General features: G+C 58.7%; 26 protein-coding genes and 1 tRNA gene. 24 read left to right on the top strand and 3 right to left on the bottom strand.

Annotated elements, in window-relative coordinates; translation table 11 throughout:
* Window positions 1–11: 11 nt before the first annotated feature.
* From LLY24_RS08730 to LLY24_RS08620, 24 genes are all read left to right on the top strand, one after another.
* A complete protein-coding gene (locus LLY24_RS08730) occupies window positions 12–1580 on the top strand; it encodes an ABC transporter substrate-binding protein (protein WP_259035895.1) in 1569 nt (522 codons plus the stop codon).
* A gap of 134 nt (window positions 1581–1714) precedes the next feature.
* Window positions 1715–2764, top strand: a complete 1050-nt coding sequence (locus LLY24_RS08725) for an ABC transporter permease (RefSeq protein WP_259035894.1) — start codon at window positions 1715–1717, stop codon at window positions 2762–2764.
* Window positions 2761–3702: an ABC transporter permease gene (locus LLY24_RS08720; protein ID WP_259035893.1), complete on the top strand. Its 942-nt coding sequence runs from the start codon at window positions 2761–2763 to the stop codon at window positions 3700–3702. Before LLY24_RS08725 ends, LLY24_RS08720 begins: the two co-directional genes overlap by 4 nt.
* A gap of 7 nt (window positions 3703–3709) precedes the next feature.
* Window positions 3710–4726: an ABC transporter ATP-binding protein gene (locus LLY24_RS08715; RefSeq protein ID WP_259035892.1), complete on the top strand. Its 1017-nt coding sequence runs from the start codon at window positions 3710–3712 to the stop codon at window positions 4724–4726.
* Window positions 4723–5805 carry an ABC transporter ATP-binding protein gene (locus LLY24_RS08710; RefSeq protein ID WP_259035891.1) on the top strand — a complete coding sequence of 361 codons (1083 nt, stop codon included), beginning with the start codon at window positions 4723–4725 and terminating at the stop codon, window positions 5803–5805. Before LLY24_RS08715 ends, LLY24_RS08710 begins: the two co-directional genes overlap by 4 nt.
* A 34-nt stretch (window positions 5806–5839) precedes the next feature.
* Window positions 5840–6760: a LysR family transcriptional regulator gene (locus tag LLY24_RS08705; protein WP_259035890.1), complete on the top strand. Its 921-nt coding sequence runs from the start codon at window positions 5840–5842 to the stop codon at window positions 6758–6760.
* Between the two features lie 9 nt (window positions 6761–6769).
* Window positions 6770–8068: a Xaa-Pro dipeptidase gene (gene pepQ, locus LLY24_RS08700; RefSeq protein ID WP_259035889.1), complete on the top strand. Its 1299-nt coding sequence runs from the start codon at window positions 6770–6772 to the stop codon at window positions 8066–8068.
* Between the two features lie 99 nt (window positions 8069–8167).
* Window positions 8168–8434 (top strand): type II toxin-antitoxin system RelE family toxin, encoded by a 267-nt coding sequence (locus LLY24_RS18320; RefSeq protein ID WP_345799646.1) that lies wholly within the window; start codon window positions 8168–8170, stop codon window positions 8432–8434.
* Window positions 8418–8762, top strand: coding sequence for a helix-turn-helix domain-containing protein (locus tag LLY24_RS08695; RefSeq protein WP_259035888.1), 345 nt, complete (start codon window positions 8418–8420; stop codon window positions 8760–8762). Before LLY24_RS18320 ends, LLY24_RS08695 begins: the two co-directional genes overlap by 17 nt.
* Before the next feature lie 432 nt (window positions 8763–9194).
* Complete coding sequence (locus LLY24_RS08690) at window positions 9195–10571, top strand: site-specific integrase (protein WP_259035887.1); 1377 nt, start codon at window positions 9195–9197, stop codon at window positions 10569–10571.
* A gap of 17 nt (window positions 10572–10588) precedes the next feature.
* Window positions 10589–10879, top strand: coding sequence for a hypothetical protein (locus LLY24_RS08685; RefSeq protein ID WP_259035886.1), 291 nt, complete (start codon window positions 10589–10591; stop codon window positions 10877–10879).
* Window positions 10876–11100 (top strand): hypothetical protein, encoded by a 225-nt coding sequence (locus LLY24_RS08680; RefSeq protein ID WP_259035885.1) that lies wholly within the window; start codon window positions 10876–10878, stop codon window positions 11098–11100. Before LLY24_RS08685 ends, LLY24_RS08680 begins: the two co-directional genes overlap by 4 nt.
* 77 nt (window positions 11101–11177) lie before the next feature.
* Window positions 11178–11873: a hypothetical protein gene (locus LLY24_RS08675; RefSeq protein ID WP_259035884.1), complete on the top strand. Its 696-nt coding sequence runs from the start codon at window positions 11178–11180 to the stop codon at window positions 11871–11873.
* An 85-nt stretch (window positions 11874–11958) separates the two neighbouring features.
* Window positions 11959–12267 carry a hypothetical protein gene (locus LLY24_RS08670; protein WP_259035883.1) on the top strand — a complete coding sequence of 103 codons (309 nt, stop codon included), beginning with the start codon at window positions 11959–11961 and terminating at the stop codon, window positions 12265–12267.
* A complete protein-coding gene (locus LLY24_RS08665) occupies window positions 12264–12542 on the top strand; it encodes a helix-turn-helix domain-containing protein (protein ID WP_259035882.1) in 279 nt (92 codons plus the stop codon). Before LLY24_RS08670 ends, LLY24_RS08665 begins: the two co-directional genes overlap by 4 nt.
* 49 nt (window positions 12543–12591) lie before the next feature.
* Window positions 12592–12993 (top strand): hypothetical protein, encoded by a 402-nt coding sequence (locus tag LLY24_RS08660; protein WP_259035881.1) that lies wholly within the window; start codon window positions 12592–12594, stop codon window positions 12991–12993.
* 498 nt (window positions 12994–13491) lie between these two features.
* A complete protein-coding gene (locus LLY24_RS08655; RefSeq protein WP_259035880.1) occupies window positions 13492–14706 on the top strand; it encodes a phage major capsid protein in 1215 nt (404 codons plus the stop codon).
* Between the two features lie 2 nt (window positions 14707–14708).
* A complete protein-coding gene (locus tag LLY24_RS08650; protein ID WP_259035879.1) occupies window positions 14709–15221 on the top strand; it encodes an HK97 family phage prohead protease in 513 nt (170 codons plus the stop codon).
* Window positions 15218–16396: a phage portal protein gene (locus tag LLY24_RS08645; RefSeq protein WP_259035878.1), complete on the top strand. Its 1179-nt coding sequence runs from the start codon at window positions 15218–15220 to the stop codon at window positions 16394–16396. Before LLY24_RS08650 ends, LLY24_RS08645 begins: the two co-directional genes overlap by 4 nt.
* Entirely contained in the window at window positions 16365–16688 is a 324-nt protein-coding gene (locus LLY24_RS08640; RefSeq protein ID WP_259035877.1) for an HNH endonuclease, read from the top strand. Before LLY24_RS08645 ends, LLY24_RS08640 begins: the two co-directional genes overlap by 32 nt.
* A 45-nt stretch (window positions 16689–16733) precedes the next feature.
* A complete protein-coding gene (locus LLY24_RS08635; protein WP_259035876.1) occupies window positions 16734–17198 on the top strand; it encodes a P27 family phage terminase small subunit in 465 nt (154 codons plus the stop codon).
* Window positions 17195–18691 carry a terminase large subunit gene (locus LLY24_RS08630; RefSeq protein ID WP_259035875.1) on the top strand — a complete coding sequence of 499 codons (1497 nt, stop codon included), beginning with the start codon at window positions 17195–17197 and terminating at the stop codon, window positions 18689–18691. The genes LLY24_RS08635 and LLY24_RS08630 overlap by 4 nt, the downstream gene beginning before the upstream one ends.
* A complete protein-coding gene (locus LLY24_RS08625; protein ID WP_259035874.1) occupies window positions 18688–18978 on the top strand; it encodes a head-tail connector protein in 291 nt (96 codons plus the stop codon). The genes LLY24_RS08630 and LLY24_RS08625 overlap by 4 nt, the downstream gene beginning before the upstream one ends.
* On the top strand, window positions 18978–19232 hold the full coding sequence (locus tag LLY24_RS08620) for a hypothetical protein (RefSeq protein WP_259035873.1): 255 nt from the start codon (window positions 18978–18980) through the stop codon (window positions 19230–19232). Before LLY24_RS08625 ends, LLY24_RS08620 begins: the two co-directional genes overlap by 1 nt.
* Window positions 19233–19388: 156 nt before the next feature.
* On the opposite strand, the gene LLY24_RS08615 is transcribed toward LLY24_RS08620, so the two are convergent.
* From LLY24_RS08615 to LLY24_RS18295, 3 genes are all read right to left on the bottom strand, one after another.
* Window positions 19389–19465, bottom strand: a tRNA-Pro gene (locus LLY24_RS08615).
* Window positions 19466–19618: 153 nt separating this feature from the next.
* Entirely contained in the window at window positions 19619–20425 is an 807-nt protein-coding gene (locus LLY24_RS08610) for an inositol monophosphatase family protein (RefSeq protein WP_259035872.1), read from the bottom strand.
* 131 nt (window positions 20426–20556) lie between these two features.
* A complete protein-coding gene (locus LLY24_RS18295) occupies window positions 20557–20964 on the bottom strand; it encodes a pilin (RefSeq protein WP_282563386.1) in 408 nt (135 codons plus the stop codon).
* Between the last annotated feature and the right edge of the window lie 26 nt (window positions 20965–20990).

Genomic DNA, 20990 nt, shown 5'->3' with positions numbered 1-20990 from the left:
AGGGAACCATCATGAACGTCAAAAAGAAACTTCTGACCTGCGCCATTGCCACTGCGATGGCAGGCAGCCTGCTGTCGCTCAACGCTCAAGCCGAAACTCTGCGCATCGGCTACTCCGCCGATTTCGAAACGCTGGATTTGCACGAGCAGCTCTCTGGCGGCGTGCTGCGTTTCTCCCACATGGCGTTCGATCCTCTAGTCCGCTGGACCAAGGACTTCCAATTCGAGCCCCGCCTGGCTACCGAATGGGAGCAGACCGACGACACCCACATGCGCCTGACCCTGCGCGAAGGGGTCACCTTCCACTCCGGCAATGCCTTCACTGCCAATGACGTGGTCTGGACTATCGAGCGCTTGAAAGAGAGCCCCGATTACCGCGCCATCTTCGAGCCGATCGCCAGCGTTGAAGCTGTTGACGACTACACCGTCGAGATCACCACCACCGAGCCCTACCCGCTGCTTTTGAACCTCGCGACCTACGTCTTCCCCATGGACAGCGCGTTCTACAGCGGTGAAACCGACGATGGCAGCGACAAGGCCGAGATCGTCAAGGCGGGCAACTCCTTTGCCTCGCGCAACGTCTCCGGCACCGGCCCCTTCATGGTCACCGAACGCCGCCAAGGCGTGCGCGTCGACTTCGAGCGCTTCGATGACTACTGGGACACCGAAAGCCCCGGCAACGTGACCAACATCGTGCTTACGCCCATCGCCGAAAACGCCTCGCGCGTGGCCGCCCTGCTCTCCGGCGGTGTCGACTTCATCGATGCCGTGCCGCCCAACGACCTCGACCGCGTACGCGATGCCAACGGCGTCGACTTGATCGAGATTCCCGGCACCCGCATCATCGGCTTCCAGCTCAACGAAGAGACGGTCGAACCCTTTCAGGACGTCCGCGTACGCCAAGCGGTCGATCTGGCCATCAACCAAGAAGGCATCGCCGATCGTCTGATGCGCGGTTTCGCCACGCCAGCGGCGCAGTTCTCCCCCGAAGGTTACTCCGGCCACAACCCCGATCTTACTCCGCGCTACGACCTTGAGCGCGCGCAAGAGCTCATGGCCGAAGCGGGCTATGAAGAGGGGTTCAGCGTCGACATGATCGCGCCCAACAACCGCTACGTGAACGATGCTCAAATCGCGCAGGCCGTGGCCAACATGCTGTCGCGCATCAACATCCAGGTGAACCTGCGCACCATGCCGCTGGCGCAGTACTGGCCCGAGTACGACACCCGTCAGTCCGACATCGCCATGCTCGGCTGGCACTCCGACACCGAAGACACCGCCAACTTCTTCCAGTACCTCTCCTTCTGCATCGACGAAGAGAGCGGCGCCGGCCAGTACAACTACGGCAGCTACTGCAACGAAGAGATCGATGCTCTGGTGACCGCTGCCGATAGCCAAACCGATCTCGAACGCCGCGCCGAAATGCTTCGCGAGGCCGAAGCGATGCTTTATGAGGACGTCGGCTTCGTCATGCTGCATTGGCAGAACCTGGGCTACGCTGCTGCCGACGGTGTCGACATCGAGCCGGTGGTCAACGCCATCGACTTCCCCTACCTCGGCGATCTCGTCATCGAGCGCTGATCCTAGCGCCTTATCGACGCATCATGCCCGACCGCTTCGCTTCCCTCAAAAGGGGAGCGAAGCGCGTGGAGTGGCCTCGTCGCGGCGGTGATGCTCACTGACTTTTCCCACGTAACGACAAGGTGGCGTACGCCATGATTGCTTTTCTCATCAAGCGCCTGATGCATGCCGTATTGGTGATGTTCGTCATCAGCGTGCTGGCTTTCGCCATACAAGACAATCTGGGCGACCCCGTTCAGCAGATGGTCGGCCAATCGGTTCCCGAAAGCGAACGCGCCGCACTTCGCGAGCGCCTAGGTCTCAACGACCCTTTCTTGGTCCAGTACGGACGCTTTGCCAAGAACGCCCTGCAAGGTGATTTCGGCTACTCCTACTTTTATCGCGAACCGGCGCTTGAGGTGATCGCCCGGCATCTGCCGGCCACCCTCGAACTGGTGTTCGCTGCAACGCTGTTGATCGTGCTGCTCTCTGTGCCCATCGGAGTCTATAGCGCGATCAAACCGCGCTCGCCTATTTCACGCTTTTTCATGGGCGTCTCGATCATCGGCATTTCGATCCCGGTCTTTTTGACCGCTATCGTCTTGATCCAAATATTCGCCATTGGCATCAACGTGACGCTGTTTCCGCAAGACATTAGCTGGGGCGCTTGGCTCAATGCCACGCTTTCGACCCAAGGCAGCATGCCCTCCTTCGGCCGCGGCCATGATCTGGTGCATGTGGTGGGCCACTGGGACACCAATCTTGCCAGTTGGGACGGTATTCGCCACCTAGTGCTGCCGGCCATTTCGCTGGCCTCGATCATGCTGCCGCTCTTCATCCGCTTGATTCGCGCCGAAATGATGGAGGTGATGCAGTCAGAATACGTCAAGTACGCCCGCGCCAAGGGTATCTCCATGCGCCGGGTCTATTTCGTCCATGCACTCAAAAACACCATGCTGCCGGTGATCACCGTCGGCGGGGTGCAGATCGGTACCATGGTGGCTTACACCATTCTCACCGAAACCGTTTTCCAGTGGCCGGGCATGGGACTCATGTTCCTCGACGCCATCAATCGCGCCGACATTCCGCTGATCGTCACCTACCTGATGGTGGTCGGCGTCATCTTCGTGGTCACCAATACCGTCGTGGATTTGATCTACGGCCTGGTGAATCCCACCGTAAAACTGACAGGTAAACCCGCATGAGCACGTCAACGACCACCACGCCCAGTCGCTGGGAGCGTTTTCGCGACTCCTACCTGTGGTACAGCTTCAAGCGCGATCGTACGGCCCAGCTGTGCCTTGCGGTCTTTGCTTGCCTAGTAGTGGCCGCCTTTTGCGCGCCGCTTTTGGCCCCGACCGATCCTTACGATCTGCGTCATATCGACATTCTCGACTCAGAGCTTCCGCCGTTCTGGATCGATGGTTTCGATGAGCGCTACACCCTCGGCACCGACGCCCAGGGGCGCGATCTTTGGTCGATCATTCTCTACGGTACTCGCGTCTCACTGCTGATTGGGTTTGGCGCCGTCATCCTCCAGGCGCTCATCGGTGTCACTTTCGGCCTGATGGCGGGCTATCTCGGCGGGCGTATCGACGCTTTCTTGATGCGCTTGGCCGACATCCAGCTGTCATTTTCGACGCTGATGGTCGCCATCGTAGTCGGTGCGGTCGTCAAGTCGACGCTCGGCAGCGCTTTCTATAGCGAATACGCGGTGGTGATGCTGATTTTGATCATCGGCCTTGCCGAGTGGCCGCAGTATGCGCGTACGGTGCGCGCTTCGGTGCTGGCCGAGCGCGGCAAGGAGTACGTCGATGCCGCGCGGGTCATGGGCCTGCGCAGCAAGCGCATCATGTTTCGCCATGTACTGCCCAATACGCTGTCGCCGATCTTCGTCATCTCGACGGTACAGATCGCCAACGCCATCATCTCCGAAGCCGCACTCTCCTTTCTTGGGCTCGGCATGCCAGAGACCCACCCATCGCTTGGCTCGCTGATCAAGGCCGGGTTCGACTACATCCAGTCGGGCTCCTGGTGGATCACCCTGATTCCCGGCGCCGTGCTGGTGGTGCTGGTGCTGTCGATCAACCTGCTGGGCGACTGGCTGCGCGACGTGATGAACCCTCGACTGTACAAAGGCTGAGACGACCATGGCACTACTCGAAGTCAATCACCTGGACGTTCGCTTCGCCTTGCGTCAGGGCGAGGTGCGCGCGCTGCGCGACGTCAATTTCACCCTGGAGCGCGGCGAGCGCTTGGGCATCGTCGGCGAGTCCGGCGCGGGCAAGTCGGTGGCGGCCTTTTCCCTGCTGAACCTCATCGCCAAACCGGGTTTCATCGCCGGGGGCGAGATCCGCTTCGACGGCCAGGCGCTGACCAAGATGTCCGAGCGTGGGCTGCGCAAGATTCGGGGCAACCGCATTTCGATGATCTTTCAAGACCCTATGATGACGCTGAACCCAGTGCTCTCCATCGGCGAGCAGATGATCGAGTGCCTCAAGGCGCACCGGCGCATCTCGCGCCGCGAAGCGCGCTCGATTGCGTTGGATCGACTCAAACAGGTACAGATCCCATCGCCGGAAAAGCGCCTGGATCAATACCCCCACGAGCTCTCTGGCGGTATGCGCCAGCGCATCATCATCGCCATTGCTCTGCTGCTCGACCCTGACATCATCGTCGCCGACGAGCCCACGACCGCCCTCGACGTAACCATTCAAGCCGAGATAATGGCGCTGCTGCTAAGCCTCTGCGAAACCCATAACGTAGCGCTGATTTTGATCACCCACGACCTTGGCGTGGTGAGCCAAGTCACCCAGCGTATGCTGGTGATGTACGCCGGGCGCGTGATCGAACAGGGCCCAACGCGGGAGATCATCAACGACCCGCAGCACCCTTACACCCAGGGGCTGCTCAACGCCCTGCCGCAGATGGCCACCCCCGGCGAGAAACTCAATCAAATTCGCGGCAGCATGCCCTCGTTAAACGCGCTGCCCAGCGGCTGCGCCTTTCATCCGCGCTGCGATTTCACCCATCGTAGCGATGGCACGGCACGTCCGGCCTGCGTCGAGCAAGTCCCTGAGTTCGTCATCTCCGGGCAGTGCCGCGTCGCCTGCCACATGGTGGCGGAAATGCTCGAAGACCGTCGAATGAAGGAGGAAGCCCAATGAGCGTCGACGCTATCGACACCCCGCGCACGCCACAAGCGGCACGCATTCCCGCGACGGCCATCGAAGACAGTGATGCCGCCTTGTTGCAGGTTCGCGGGCTGAAAAAACGCTTTTCGCTATCGGGTGACTTTCTCGATCAGCTGCGTTTCAAAGGCGGTAAGCTGGTACGCCACCAGGAGTATGTACACGCCATCAACGGCGTCGACCTGGATATCCAGCGTGGCGAAGCGCTCTGCGTGGTCGGCGAATCGGGCTGTGGCAAATCGACGGTAGCGCGCACGGTGATGGGGCTGATCAGCCCGTCGGCGGGAGAGATCCACTACGGCGGTGAGCGCATCGATGGGCTGACCTCGCGCCAGCTTTTGCCATATCGCAAACGCATGCAGATGATCTTCCAAAACCCCTACGCGTCGCTGAACCCGCGCATGACCATTCAGCAAACGCTAGAGGAGCCGCTGCGCTTGCACCATCGCGACTGGAGCCGCCAGCAGATCGCCGACAAGGTCGAGGAGGTCATGCGTTCGGTGGGCATCAATCCCGACTGGGGCAAGCGCTTCGGTCACGAGTTCTCCGGCGGGCAGCGCCAGCGAATCGCCATTGCCCGCGCGCTGGCGGTGGACCCCGAGTTCATCGTCGCCGACGAGCCCATCTCGGCACTCGACGTCTCGATCCAGGCCCAAGTCCTCAACTTGCTGATGGATGCCCAGCGCGAACGCGGTTTGACGTATCTGTTCATCACCCATGACTTGGCGGTGGTCGAACATTTCGGCACACGCGTGGCAGTGATGTATCTGGGTACGGTGTGCGAGGTCGCCACGACCGAAACGCTCTTCGCCAAGCCGCGTCATCCCTATACCCAGGCGCTGCTCTCAGCGATTCCGCGCCTTAAGGACGACCGCCCACAGCACATTCGCCTCTCCGGTGAAGTGCCGACGCCGGTCAACTTACCCAGCGGCTGCGTGTTTCATGGCCGCTGCCCGCACGCCAATGAACGCTGCACGCGTGACATTCCGCAGCTACAGCGCCAAGGTGACGGAACGCTAGTCGCGTGCCACGCTGTTGAAGAAGGCCGATTATGAACCCGGCGCTCCATTCACTTTGGCGAGGTAAGGCATGGAAATTCGCTGGCTAGAAGACTTTATCGCCCTGGCCAGAACCCGACACTTCTCCCGCGCGGCGGAGGAGCAGCACGTTACCCAGCCCACCTTCTCGCGGCGCATCAAGCTGCTCGAAGAGGAGATGGGGGTAACCCTGATCAACCGCCAGACCCTGCCGCTCTCGCTCACGCCCGCCGGGGAGGAGTTTCTCACCCTCTGCGAGCAGGTCACCGAACGCGTACGTCTTACCCGTGATCGCATGCGCGACATTCACGCCGGGCAGGCACGCCGAGTGTTAGTGGCGGCGCCACAGAGCTTGTTGGCGAATTTCTTTGCCGACTGGGCGGGTGAGCTTGGCTGGGGAGAGCGCTTACAGCCCTATCTGCGCGCTACGGGCTGGGTCGCCAGCGACTACTTTCAAGCGCTACAGCGCGGCGAGTGCGATCTGGCGATCTGCTACTGGCCGACCGAGCGCTGCGAGCTGGATCTGGACACCACGGCCTGTCACTTTCGCACCATCGGCAGCGAACGCCTAATCGCAGTGACCGCACCCGACGCCGAGGGCGCGCCCAGAGTGGCGCTACCCGGCACGCGCCAGCAGCCGCTTCCCTGGCTCGCTTACCCCAAACGGGGCTTGCTCGGCTCGGCGATCAAGGCACATCTGTCGCGCCGCCCGGTGGCGGCCCATCTGGTTGCCCAAACCGAGAATCTCTATGCGCCAAGCATCAAAGAGCTCATTCAGCTGGGTTACGGTATGAGTTGGCTACCCGAGCGCAGCGTGGCGCGCGAGCTTGACGAGGGTACCTTAGTGCGTGCTGGCGGCCGCGAGTGGGACGTAGCGCTCGAGCTTCGCCTCTACCGTCATCAAAAGCCCCACGGCGAGGTGGATCAGCTTTGGAGCGCCTTGGCCGCTCGCCAGCCTCGACACACATCGTAAAGGATGACCATGACCGATTCACTTTTATCCCTTCAGCAGCGGCATATCGCCTCACTGCAGGCATACTACGAAAGCCTGATGGCACACTTCGACATCGACGCCATCGCTCTCTATAGCGGCCATGCCAGCGCTTTTTTTGCCGATGACCACTACCCCGCCTTTCAAGCCTTCGGCCACTTCGTTCACTGGGTGCCGCTACCCCACGCCGAACACTGTTGGCTGGTGATTGCGCCGAACACCAAGCCCACCCTTTATCTACACGCCCCGGAGGATTTTTGGCACCTTCCCACCCAACTGCCTGACGAGCCCTGGTGCGACGCCTTCGATATCATTCGGATAAGCGATATAGCGCCGCCAGCGGTGAGCCCCAACACGGCGCTAGTGGGCGATATCAATGCCCTACCCGCCGAGCTGCGCGCCCAGCTAAAGGGTATAGATGCCCCCGAGGCGCTCTACTGGGCGCTGGATGAGCAGCGGATGCACAAGAGCGACTACGAAGTGGCCTGCCTACGCGAAGCCAATCGTCGCGCCCTCGATGGCCACCGCGCTGCCGAAGCGGCGTTTTTCGGCGCGGCGAGCGAGCTAGACATTCAACTCGCTTATCTAGCCGCGAGCCGCCAGCGTGAGTCCCAGGTGCCCTACCAGAATATTATTGGTTTGAACGCCCACGCCGGCGTGCTTCACTATCAGCACTACGACGTGCAAGCGCCGTACCAGCGCCACAGTCTACTGGTCGATGCGGGCTATCGCTTTCGCGGCTACGCAGCCGACCTTACCCGCACCTATGCCGGGCCAGATGCGCCATCCGTGTTTGCCGACTTGATCACTGCGGTAACCAATATCAAGGACACCGTGATCGATGCCATGGCCCCCAACGTCGCCTTTCTCGACCTACATACCCTGATGCATCGTTACCTTGCCGAGGTACTGGTCGCCCACGGCCTCTTTCACGGCAGTGCCGAGCAGGCACTGGAGGCTGGCATTACCCGCGCCTTCTGCCCCCATGGGCTAGGCCACTCGCTGGGCATACAGGTTCATGATGTGGCGGGTAAGCGCCTTACCGACGGCACCCCCTGCCCCTCACCTTCGCAGCACCCGGCGCTTCGCCTCACACGAACGCTTGCGCCCGGCATGGTCATCACCATCGAACCCGGCTGCTACTTCATCCCCATGCTGCTCGAACCCCTGCGCCAACGCGGGCTTCCGCTCAACTGGGCCCTCATCGAGGAGCTATTACCCTGCGGCGGCATTCGGATTGAAGACAACGTACTGATCACGCCCAACGGTCGCGACAATCTCACCGCCTAACGCAAACACGGCGCCCGGAAAACGGGCGCCAAGGCCACACTGATAATTGCTGCCGACACTTGCTGTTGTCTCAATCAACGCTTAAACTTATAAAAACTTATGACCTATCAAGTGCAATGGACGCTCAAGGCGGCCAAGCAAGCTAAGAAGCTACATGCATCTGACCGCGCCATGGTCATTGAGCGGGTGGGCACTCTAGCCACTTGGCCAGAGTGTAAAGAGACTCACGACATTAAACCCCTTACCCGTCACCAGTACCAATATCGCCTACGTGTAGGCCGCTATCGCGTGTTGTTCGATGTGGAAACGGGCCTGCAAGTGGTCTCTATCGAGGAGGTAAAGAAACGCGATGAACGCACCTATTGATTACCAGATAAGCGAACAGGCAGGGCGCCGCTATGCTGTGCTGCCGTTAGAGCAATTCACCGAACTGGTAGAGCGTGCCGGTGAAGTAGATGCGTTGACGTTGCCTCACGAAATTGTCAGCCGCCATATGGTCGATGATGTGCCACTAACCCGCTGCTGGCGCGAATACCTTGGCGTTACACAAGCCGAGCTAGCTAGACGCTTAAACGTCTCCCAGGCACAGGTTGCCCAGTGGGAAAGCATCAGCGCCAAACCTCGCCACACCACGTTAAAAAAGCTAGCAACCGCTATGGGTATCCATGTTCGTCAACTTACCCTAGAGGAGTAACACGCCCCCTGCCTCCTGCTTTGGCAAGCTGGTCCGATCACCCAAAAATGCGGACAACTCAACCGCGCTAACCAGCCAACCTAGGTTCCCGATTTCTCCATAGAGGCACACCTATGAAATGCAAAAATCCAGGCGGTTGCTACCTGTATATCACCTAGACATACATGCAATAAAAAAATGGCCACTTTCGCTATGAGCGAAGTGGCCATTTTCATCAAGTATTTTGGTCGGAGTGACAGGATTCGAACCTGCGACCTTTGCAACCCCATTGCATTCATCCCGTACAAAACAAGAAACAACCAGACACAACAAATTACTTTTATTAATTTAAAATCAATAACTTAAAACAATATCTCGTTTTCTTGTTGTTGCTAATTATCTATTGATATATCCTGAATTTGCTACCTATTTGCTACCTAGTTCGGGAAAGACATGGCAAGCACGCTAAAACTGACCGCCAAAGCGCTTGATCAGATGACCAAGACACTGCCAAGTGAGGACGTTTTCGATACCGACCTACCTGGCTATCACGTGCGCCCGGGAAAGCGTGGCTTGACGTTCCGTCTTTACTACAGAACCAAGGCCGGAAAACAACGCATTTTAACCTTGGGCCGCTATGGCACCCTTACCGCTACTCAAGCACGGGATAATGCCAAGGAAGCGCTGGCCGTGGTGGCCCAAGGAGGCGACCCACGTGCATTGATCGAAGATGCAAAGGTCGAGATCGAGCGGCAGCAACAGCAGACACTGCGCGCCTATCTTGAAGGACCATATACTGCTTTCCAGAGTCGCCGTAAGGATGGACGCGGCACTGTAAGCCGAATACGCCGAGATTTTTCCGACTGGCTTGACCGCCCAATGGGAAGTCTGGCCCACGCTGATGTCGAGCGCTGGCAAGCGAATCAGGAAACAGAAGAGAAACCGCGCGCTTTTTCTACGCTAAAACGTAGCTATGATGCATTGGCGGCTCTACTGGCTCACGCAGAAGAACGCAAAGTGATTCCCACGCACCCTCTTAAGGGCGTAAAGCTACAAAAACCGGCATTGACTGAAGAAGAGCTCGCGGAGCTCGGTAGCGAGCGCCGCTATCTTGACCCTAGGGAAGTAAAAGCTCTTTTCGCGGGGATAGAAGCCTATCAGGATGAGAAACGGGATCAACGTCGGCGTAGTCGTCAGCACGGAAAAGCCTATCTTCCCGACCTTGATCACGTGGTCTATGTCGATCATGTCGCACCGTGGATCCTGGCGATGTTCTATACAGGCTTTCGTCCCGGCGATCTCTTCGGGCTTCGCTGGGAGCATATCAACCTCCCGTTTGCCACTATCAGAAAAACGATTGAGAAGACTGCCCACAAGCGCCCGGAGCCACAGACCTTCCCATTGTCAGCTTCGGCGGTGGCAATCTTCAAGGCATGGCATATACAACAGGAATCGCCTGCGTCGGGACTAGTCTTTCCAAGCCCGCGAACTGGCAAGCGACTGGATCGAACTTCAATGCAAAAGCCTTGGGCGGCAGTGCGCAGGCTAGCGGGACTCCCTGTTGACTTGCAGCTTTATTCGCTGCGCCACAATTTTGCAAGCCAGTTGGTGATGGCTGGTGCCGATATTCTGACCGTCTCCAAGCTGATGGCACACAGCAGCATCGAGACAACGATACAGTTCTATGCCCACTTGGCACCCGACCACAAACGCGAAGCGGTCGAAGTTTTCGCACGGGTGATGGACGGCAGTGAAGAATCCGCCAAATTGGCGAATGAGGATGGCCCCGGGATGATGAAGCACCCCGGGGCCGTACATAACGGCAACTGATCAAAGGAGATGCCGAAATGCAAGGCGAGTTTACCACCTACACCGTTACGCTGGCCCGTACCGGGTCACAGCAGATAATCACCGCCAAATGCTGGCGCGATGCCTTGAGGATTGTTGGACAACCTGATGCCTGCCTAGTTGAGCATACCGGCGAGCGCGCTTGTCGTATCAGCTTTGACCCTGAATCTCCTCAAATCATCGATGTTCGCACTCGCTCTAATAACCGATCAGAACGAGTGCATTGGGGACTCGCCAATGTAGTTAATTTCCTTGATAAGGCTGCGAAAGGACAGGAGGCAGAATCATGAATCTGGAAGGTAATTGCGAGCTAGTAGCGCTGATTCACGACCTTTTACACGACGAAATCAAGGTCGAAGCCAGCATAGGCGCTGAGGCCACACAGGTGATTATCAACGTCAAAGAGCTCGAGGCGTATGAAGGTAACGATGCACTGGCAAGGCTGTTCGACACTGATGATCTGGAGAAAATAGAGGCTTTTCGGAAGCAGTGTCTATACGGCGGCTGGTGAATAGAGCCGGTTGGCTGGCCAGCGTGGGCTTTATCGCGCTGGCTGGTCGCCAAGATGGATGCTTGATGGAGAATATAATGTGCGAAGAATTGGATGCGATACAGCATGACTTGGACGCAGTTCTCGATCGACTGGCTGAACATGTTAGAGACAAGCCCGACTCAGCCGAGCGCTTGGCATCGCTGTTGTATCGCTACTCACTTGACCGTGATAGCTGTGCAGATTGTAAGCTAGAAACAGCTATGCATCTGGATAACGTCCAGCGAAATACTGAAGCACGTTTCCGTCAAATTCATGAAGCCACGTACGGGAGCCGCAAAGGGGATCTTTTGGCTGCCATTGGCTCAATCCGAGATCAACGCAGCTGGAAAGGCCCTTTGAGTCGCTGGGCAATTGAAGTGCTAGCTGAGCCAGCGGAAAGGTACGTTAGAAAAATCGATCACTATTTTGGTGAGTATGCTGGAGAAGATTTGTTGAGACATAGAGGGCGCGGGCAGGTAAATCCGCGACGCAACGATATGGCGATTGCTCTAAACATGATTTTTGAACTGTGCAGGGAAGATCCCGATAACAATAAGTTGAGCCGAAAATCCGTTCACAAGAACGTGTTCGAGAAAGTAGCTAAAAAGATGCATCTCGGCGAGGCCGATATTGAACGCCACTGGCGAGAAAGCCACTATCCTGAATTTCTACGCGTGCATCGGTTACGTAAAAAGCACGGAACAACAATATTGGATGAGATTGAGGGCCGTGCCCCCTACTCCCAGCCCTAAACTAATCCAGTTTATTGCGGGCCATCGCTGTTAAGAATTTTGCGATTGTTCTAGGCGTCATCAAGCAGACACAAGGACGCCCGCAATGTACATAGACAGCAATTACCAACCTCAAGTATTGGCTAGCGCTCTAGCTCGCTACCGTGATGGATTTGACCCTGCCCTAATCGAACTGCCTGAAACAGCCGTATTCCCCCACCTGATCCCAGTTCAACCGGCCACGGCACGCAAAGCCAGAACTACCGGACTTTTGTTAGGAAAGCCAGCACCAAGATTCGTTAAGCATGGCCGGACTGTTCGGTACCGTCTCAAGGATGTATTCGACTGGCTGGCTGATGGAGACACCTATGCCAGCACTGCCGATGCAGCACTGTCCAAGGCGGTGATGACATGAGAGATAAAAGAGAGCGTCGCGGCCCTGGCGGGGGCCGTGACGATATTTCCAAGGCCTGCAAGGTGAAGCCTAACACTCAGCAAAGCATGGTGCTAGAGCTACTGCGCCAGCGGCCAATGAGTGCCGCCGAGTTGCAATGGTCGTTGCCAGTGGCCGATGCCCGTGCCGTGGTGCGCGACCTTATCGGCAAGGGCTATGCCATCGATAAGCGCCAGCATCCTGCTCCATCCGTACGCGGTCGACAGATTCAGCGTTACCACTTGATCGAATCGTAGTGATGGCGAGGGGGGGCTCACTGTGAGGCCTCCTTGATGGGAGGGAGCCATGGCGAAGAAGAGGCGCAATAGCGTTGGTACGCCCGGCGGCTTTCTTGCGTTACCCAAACTGTTGATGGAGCAAAGCGACTTTCGCGAATTGTCACCATCGGCATTGAAGGTGCTGATGGTGCTGGGAAGCCAGTACAACGGTCATAATAACGGCGACCTTGCCGCTACGCATTCGATGATGGACGAATGGGGAGGTATGGCCAAGGCCACCTTGGCTAAAGCTCTTCGAGAGCTGCAGGAGCGGCATCTGATCGTGAAGACCAGAGAGAACCGACATGGCCGAGAAGGCGCCCGCTGTGCGCTTTTTGCTCTGACTTGGCAAACCATCGACGACTGCCCTGGCAAGGAGTTGGACATGCCGCCGAGTATTGCTCCCAAGCGAAAGCTATCTAGAGCCTGATTGCCCACCGCAAGGTGGGTTTTTTTTGGTCGAGTGTTTTTTGCTGAACGGTCATTCGATTTAAACCGCGTTCAAAAATTGAACCCTATAGGGCTAAAAAATGAACCCTTATCGGAAATGGGCCGCGCTGGCCTGAAATAAGGGGCTAAAAATTGAACCCTTAAGGCGGTTTTTCGATGTTTACCGCGTTCAAAAAATGGACACCCTTCTAGATATACCACGGGGGTGGGGTGAATAAAGTGGCTAATGGCCCAGGCCGGGAGGGAGTAAGCAGTCTGCACACTCCTTGCCCACACGCTCGATCCCTGATACGGGGGCGCAAGGGTATAGGTGCCTGTTATCGCTAAATTCCTGCAGAAAATCGTAATCAAGCTGAACAGAGTCGCTTAAAGCTACTGTGTAAATGTATTGATAAATAAGCAACAGGTGTGATAATTGGAATTATCTGCCATAAAAATATGATACTTGGCAATAATCCACCTCAAAGAAGGTTCCAGCATGAAATTATCAGCACTGCGTGAACAGCGCTCAGAGAAAGTCGCCACCATGAAGGCGTTGATTGATGAAGCCGCCAACGATGGGCGCGACCTCACCGCCGAAGAAACCCAACGTTTCGATGCCCTCAAAGGCGAGGAGCGTACCCTGGCCAGTCAAATTGACCGTGCAGAGTATCTTGCAGAAGCCGAGCGACGTAGCGCTGCCACGCCGGTTGCGGGGGATGCTGGCGCCGACTTCGACAAACTGGCCCGGCGTGTATCCGTGCTCAAGGTGATGCGCGCTCAGATGGAAGGTCGTTCGCTGGATGGCGTCGAACGGGAGTATGCCCAAGAGGCCGAACGCCGCAGCGGTCGTAGAGCACAGGGTGCCTTCATCCCTATGCAGGCGCTTGAGCAGCGTGCCATCGATACCGGCGCCGCGCCCGAGATCGTCCCAACGCAGCACCGCCCGCAGGACTACATCGGCCCACTGCGTAACCGCCTATTGGCACGTCGGCTGGGCGTTCGCGTGTTGTCGGGGCTATCCGGTAACGTGAGCATTCCCAAGTACGGCTCTGGGCTGTCGCTAGGCTGGGTGGGCGAAGGTGAGGCGGTGCCAGAGGGCACGATGGGCTTTGATAGCGTCACGCTGACGCCCAAGCACACCGGCGGCAAAACCGAGATGAGCCGCCAGTTGATTCAGCAATCAAGCCCCGACATCGAACAGCTTGTGCGCGCTGACCTGACCGCCCTGGTCGCCCAGCAAATCGACGCGGCGCTGATCCATGGCGCAGGCGGCAAGGAGCCCACCGGCGTGCTGAATACGGCCGGAATCCAAGAGGCCGCCATGCCCGATAACTGGGCGGGCGTGCTGGCGCTATCCGAGCTGCTGGAGCTGGCCAACCTTGAGGCGGTCAACTGGCTGTCCGCACCGGGCATTAAAACCTCGCTCGCCAGTATCGAGAAAGTGCCTGGTAGTGGATCCGGCTTCTTGCTGCAAAACGGCGTGATGGATGACAAGCCCTTCAACGTCACCAACCAAATGCCGACCGATACCTTGCTGCTGGGCGACTGGTCGCAAGTCATGCTGGGCATTTGGTCTGAAATCGACATCCTGGTGAACCCCTACGCCGAGCCCGCCTACAGCCGCGGCGGTGTTCAAGTGCGCGCCATGGCGACCGCTGACGTAGCGCTGCGCCATCCGCAGGGCTTTGTCGTCGCCCGCCCGGCGCCGTAACCATGGAGCGACGCGCACTTGCCAATGCCGTCGAGACGAAAGGCCGCACGCTGTATGGCTACGCGGCCCGTTTCGATGCGCCGACGCAACTGGATGGTTTCTCTGAGCGAATCCGCCCCGGCGCTTTTACGCGCACACTGGCCAGCAAAGATGCACCGAATGTGCGGGCGATTTACGAGCACGATGGCCGCGCGCTGCTGGGGCGTGCTGGCTCGGGCTCGCTACGTCTACACGAGGACGATCAAGGGCTGGCGTTCGAGTTGGACTTACCCGACACCCAGTTGGGCCGAGACGTCGCCACGTTGGTAAAGCGCGGTGATGTCCACGGTTGCTCTTTCGGCTTCATCGCCCAGGGGGAAAGCTGGGAAGGAGAAACCCGCGTGCTCGAGGATGTCGACCTGTTGGAGGTTACTATTACGGCTACGCCCGCCTACGACACGACTAGCGTTCAGGTGAGAGGCAAGCAACCGCGTGGCATTCGTTTGGCACGACTCTATTTGGAGGCTTGCCGATGAACGTTCTACGCCGCTTTTTGGAGCGCCGGGCATCGCCCTCTGGTGCCGGTGATCATTACGATCCGTACTACGCCGCGCTGGGCGCTGCTGGCGCCAGCTCGGGCGTCATGGTGAACCCAGACACCGCCGAGAGCATTAGCGCCGTGTACGCGGCCATTGCGGCCATATCGGAAAGCGTGGGAAGCCTGCCCCTGGACGTATACCGGCGAACGGATACAGGGCGCGAGAAGGCCCGGCAACACCCACTCTATCGGCTACTTCACGATGCCCCGAACGGCTACCAGACGGCCCTGGAGCTGCGCGAGCAGATGCAGCGCCATATTCTGCTGCGCGGGAATGCCTACGCCGAGATCGTGCGCGGTGGTAACGGCCAGCCCCAAGCCCTCCTGCCACTGCACCCTGATCGCGTCACCATCCTGCGTAACCAAGTAGGCAATCTGCTGTATGACGTGACCGACGAGAGTGGCCGCGTTCGTCGCCTGCTGGCCGATGAGGTGCTGCACCTTCGTTACCACACTGATGATGGCATCGTTGGGCGCTCACCTATTCAGGTGGCGCGAGATACCGTAGGGCTGGCACTGGCCGAACGCACCCACGGTAGCAAGATGTTCGAGCAAGGCACCAAGCTATCAGGCGTGATCGAAGCCCCGCCCGGCCTAAGCAAAGAGCAGAACACGCAGATTCGCGAGAGCTGGGCAGCGGGCCAAGAGGGGGTGAACAACCACGGGAAAACGCCCGTGCTGCCTCAAGGCGCCCAGTACAAGCCGGTCAGCATGACGTTGGAGGATGCCGAGTGGATCGAGGCGCGGCGCCTATCCGTCGAAGAGGTGGCCCGCCTATTCCGTGTCCCGCCCGTACTGATTGGGGATCTACGAGAGGCCAACTACTCGAACGCGGTCGAGCTGGGCCGTTACTTCGTTACGCATACCTTGCGCCGCCATCTGGTGGCTTGGGAGCAAGGCATCAACCGCGTACTGATCAATGACCCGGCACGCTTCTATGTGGAGCACAACGTGGAAGCGCTGCTGCGCGGCGACTCACTGACCCGAGCTCAGTTCTACGAGCGCGGCATCAACGATCGCTGGATGTTGCGTTCAGAAGTTCGGCGCCTGGAGAACCTGCCCGCCATTGAAGGAATCGACGATGAAGAAGCTGCGCAACGTCCCATTGAATAGTGGCGCTTGGCGGCGCCTGCGCGCCCAGGTGTTGGCCGATGAGCCCCTTTGCCGCCAGTGCGCGGCGCTGGGCATTGTGACCCCAGCCACCGATGTCGATCACATCGTCAACCAGTCCGGCGACTACACCGACGACAACCGACGCGAAGCGCTGCAGCCACTGTGCCATGAATGCCACTCACGCAAGACGATGGCCGAGACACAGGGGCGCGGCGGCGCGCTCGTGGGGTGCGATACCAGCGGCATCCCGCTCGACCCGGCCAGCCCGTGGCGAAAAATCACCAGCAACTGATCCAATGAAGACCGCCCCCTCACCTCATTTTTATTGCTAACTGCCATGAAAACCACAGCCCGACGCCACCGATCTGATAGCGCCAAAGCGGCCGTTGCCGCCGCCCAGGCGGTCGCACTAGGGCCGATTGACCCACCGCTTGGCGTTCGCTTACGCGATAGCGACCGCGCCGCCTGGAACGCCATTGTGACGGCAAGGCCGCGTGATACGTGGACGGATGCCGACTTGATTCTGGCTGCGCAGCTTGCACGAGCCTATGGCGACATCGCCCAGCTTGAAACGCTGATTGACCAAGAGGGCATGATACTGGGCGATCAAGTGCACCCTGCCTGCACGCTCCTCGACAAGATGAGCCGTCGAGCGTTGGCCACTGCGCGCCAACTCAAGATCGACACCATCAGCGTGGTGGGCAAGTCCCAGGACATCAACAAGGGCGCCGCGCTGGAGCGCGATGCACGCCACGGCGTCGATGAGGATGATGGCCTGATTCCGAGGATCGTCCTGCAATGACGCGAGCAGAGCGCATTATCAAATTCATCGAACGCTATTGCGTTACCCCCGAGGGCGCCAATGTGGGCCAGCCCTTGCAGCTCGCCGCGTTCCAAAAGCAGTTCATCGTCGATGTCTACGACAATCCGGCCGGCACACGGCGCGCCATTCTGTCGGTAGGTCGCAAGAATGGGAAAACGGGCCTTATCGCCGCGCTGCTGCTAGCGCACCTGGTAGGGCCAGAGGTGAAGCAAAATAGCCAGCTCATTAGCGGCGCCATGAGCCGTGATCAAGCCGCGCTGGTTTTCAACCTCGCATCGAAGATGGTTCAGATGTCGCCCGAGCTTTCCCGCATCGTGCGTATCGTGCCCAGTAGCAAGCGCCTTATCGGTCTGACGATGAACACCGAGTTCAAGGCACTGGCTGCCGATGGTAAAACAGCTCACGGGCTTTCACCCGTACTGGCAATTCTGGATGAGGTGGGACAGGTACGCGGCCCGCAATCCGATTTTGTCGATGCCATTACGACCAGCCAAGGGGCGCACGAGCATCCCTTGCTGATCACTATCAGCACCCAGGCGGCCAACGATGCCGACTTGCTAAGTCAATGGATCGACGACGCGCTGCGTTCTGAGGATCCGCGCACGGTCTGCCGTTTGTACTCCGCCCCCGAAGGGTGCGAGCTGATGGACGAAGACGCCTGGAAGGCGGCAAACCCCGCCTTGGGCATCTTCCGCAGTATGGACGATATGCGCGAGCTGCTGGCCCAGGCCGAGCGAATGCCCAGCATGTCCAACTCGGCGCGTAATCTATTGCTCAACCAGCGTGTCAGCCTCGATAGCCCCTTCATTAGCCCTGACGTGTGGGCTAGTTGCGCGCGTCCTCCTGAGCCCTTCGACGGGCCGGTATACGGCGGCCTCGACTTATCGGCGCGTACCGACCTTACCGCGTTGGTGCTGGTGGGCAAGGTCGATGGCACGTGGCAGGTGCGGCCATATTTCTGGACACCTGAGCAAGGCATCTTCGATCGCGCCAAAACCGACCGTGCGCCCTATGACGTTTGGGCGCGCTCCGGCTTCCTGCGCACTACCCCCGGCGCCACGGTGGATTATGAAGCCGTCGCCGCCGATCTGGTGGAGATCCTGCAAGACGTGGATCTTCACGCGCTAGCCTTTGACCGCTGGCGTATCGACATCTTCCGCAAGGAGCTCGACCGGCTGGGTATCGACTTGCCGCTAACCCCGCACGGACAAGGCTTCCGCGACATGGCCCCAGCCCTGGACGCCCTCGAGGCCGAATTGCTCAACGGTCGCCTTGCCCACGGCAATCACCCCGTACTGACGATGTGCGCGGCCAACGCCGTTGCCGTGACTGACCCCGCTGGCGCCCGCAAGCTCGACAAGTCGCGCCGCACAGGGCGCATTGATGGCATTCAAGCCCTGGCGATGGCAATGGGCGCTGCCCAAAGCGCCGAGGCACCGACCGATCTGGAAACAGAGGTGTTTTTCGTATGAGTACCGTCACGCTGCAAGAAGCCAAAGATCACCTACGTATTCTCGACGATGAGGAAGATGGTTACATAGGCGGGCTGCTGCTGGCCGCCGAAGGCCACATTGCCGATTATCTGGGCGACGGCCTGCCCGACCCGATGCCCGCCCCAGTACGCGCCGCCGTATTGCTACTGGTGGCCGACCTATTCGAGAACCGCGAGCGTCAGAGCCTTGGCGGTGTCGGCGGCTACCAGCAAAACCCAACATTCCAGCTTTTGCTGACCCCGTATCGCTCAAGTGAGGTGCTGTGATGATGGATCCAAGACGCGAGCTTGAATGGAGTGAGCGACCCGCAGGCGAATACCGCGCCGAGCGCCTCGAAGGGGAGCGCGAGCGCCTAGAGCGCCGACTGGTGTGGGCGATGCGAAAACAGGATGTTCACGCTATCCAGAAGTTGCGCCAGCGTATCGAGGCGCTTGACGATGCTATCGTCGATGACCTGACGCCTGGCTGCCCACCTAATAGGTTCGAGCGCTACCGAGCTCACGGGGGCGATGTCCGATAATCCGACATCGCTTGTAAGTGGACACGAGCCACGTTAGATGCACTTGCTAAGCGCTACTTGTTGCTGGCGCTTGCTACCTATTTGCTACCTATCTCGCAGAAAACCAAAAACGGCCACTTGCTCAATTAGCTAAGTGGCCGTTTTCGTTAAGTATTTTGGTCGGAGTGACAGGATTCGAACCTGCGACCTTTGCAACCCCATTGCAACGCGCTACCAAGCTGCGCCACACTCCGACTGCCTTACGGGGCTTAACCCCTCAAGACGGTGCGTATAGTAGCGTTTTAAAGCGCAAATGAAAAGCCCTTTTTGCGCTTTTATTTCAAGCGGTTGTCTACGTGACCGAGATGACATTGGAGCTAGGCGTTGTTACGCCGTGCAGTTTGGCCCTACGCCTCGTCCTGCAGCAGCGTGCGCATGGCTTCGAAAACCCCGGGTGCCGTCACCAGCAACTCTCGCGAGAAGATATCTTCCGGTGTTCCCTCGGGCACCTCGATAAGATGTCCGGCCCGTGCGCCCGCCTCTTTCGCGATCAACCAGCCAGCGACGAAATCCCAGGGCGACACCGATTCGTAGTAGGCATCTAGTCGCCCGCAGGCGATGTCACAGATATCCAGCGCAGCGGCGCCGTTACGGCGCACATCCCGACAGTTCGCCAGCACCTTGGTTAGCCGTGGTAAGAGGTGCTTTCGCTGCTCGCGCTGATAGGGAAAGCCCGTGGCCACTAGCGCATGCTCGAGTACGCTTGTGTGACTTGGCGCGATCGCCACGCCATTGCGCCAGGCACCTTGGCCCTTGAGGGCGGTAAAGGTTTCATCGAGAAAAGGGGCGTGCACCACACCCACCTGGGTGACGCCCTCCTCCATCCAGCCGATCGAAACGGCGACGTGCCGCAGCCCATGAGCGAAGTTGACGGTACCATCGATAGGATCGACCACCCACAGCGGCCCGCTGCCTACCTCTTGCTGCTCGGGAGCCAACTCTTCGCTCAAACGCGCTTCGCCAGGAAAAGCTGTCTCCAGCGCCTCGCTGATAAAGCGATCGACGGCCACATCGATATCGGTGACGAGCTCTTCACCTGCCTTGAGGCGCTGACCAAAGCGCTGTTCTTGGCGCGCACGCAGAATCATCTTTCCTGCCTGCTCGGCAATCTCGATGGTTTTGGCCAAACGCTGCTCGTGGGTGTCGCGGCTCATGCTCTCTCCTATGTTCACACGCTCTTAACGATCAACTCGCTCTTAGCGGTACATTACTGTAATGGTCGATCAGCATAGCCGCTCGATATGACAGTAGCGAGAAGGCAGAGCGTTTGGGCAAGAAGATATCATCAGCTCTCGGCGCGGCGTATGGTGCCATCAGGATGAATTTCGATGCCGTTTTCAACTCGCGAGGTACTAACGGGGTAGGTGCTGCCCTCCTCGCCGTTGGCCTGAAAAGCAGCAGCGAGCTCACCATAGTCACCCTCGCCAATATCGCAGGCTTGAAAAGGAAAGGTTGGCGGATCGGTGTCGGCGTCTTCGAACATGGAGGTAGTCAGGGCATCGGTTCTATAGGCGCTGAGTTCGGTCATACAGGCACTCACGGAAGAGCGATCCAGATGGCTGGTGTACTGCGGCACGCCTACGGCTGCTAACAGTCCCACGATGGCCACGACAATCAACAGTTCGATCAGCGTAAAGCCTTTTTGTCGCGCGCCTCGAAACGTTACACAACCCCTCTTGTTGAGCGACTTCATTTACGCATCCCCTTATTTTTTAGTCT

This window comes from Halomonas dongshanensis (assembly GCF_024790395.1).
In the GTDB taxonomy this organism is placed as follows: Bacteria; Pseudomonadota; Gammaproteobacteria; order Pseudomonadales; family Halomonadaceae; genus Vreelandella; species Vreelandella dongshanensis.
Note: the sequence above shows the minus strand (reverse complement) of the source record. Positions and strands in the feature narration are given on the sequence as shown.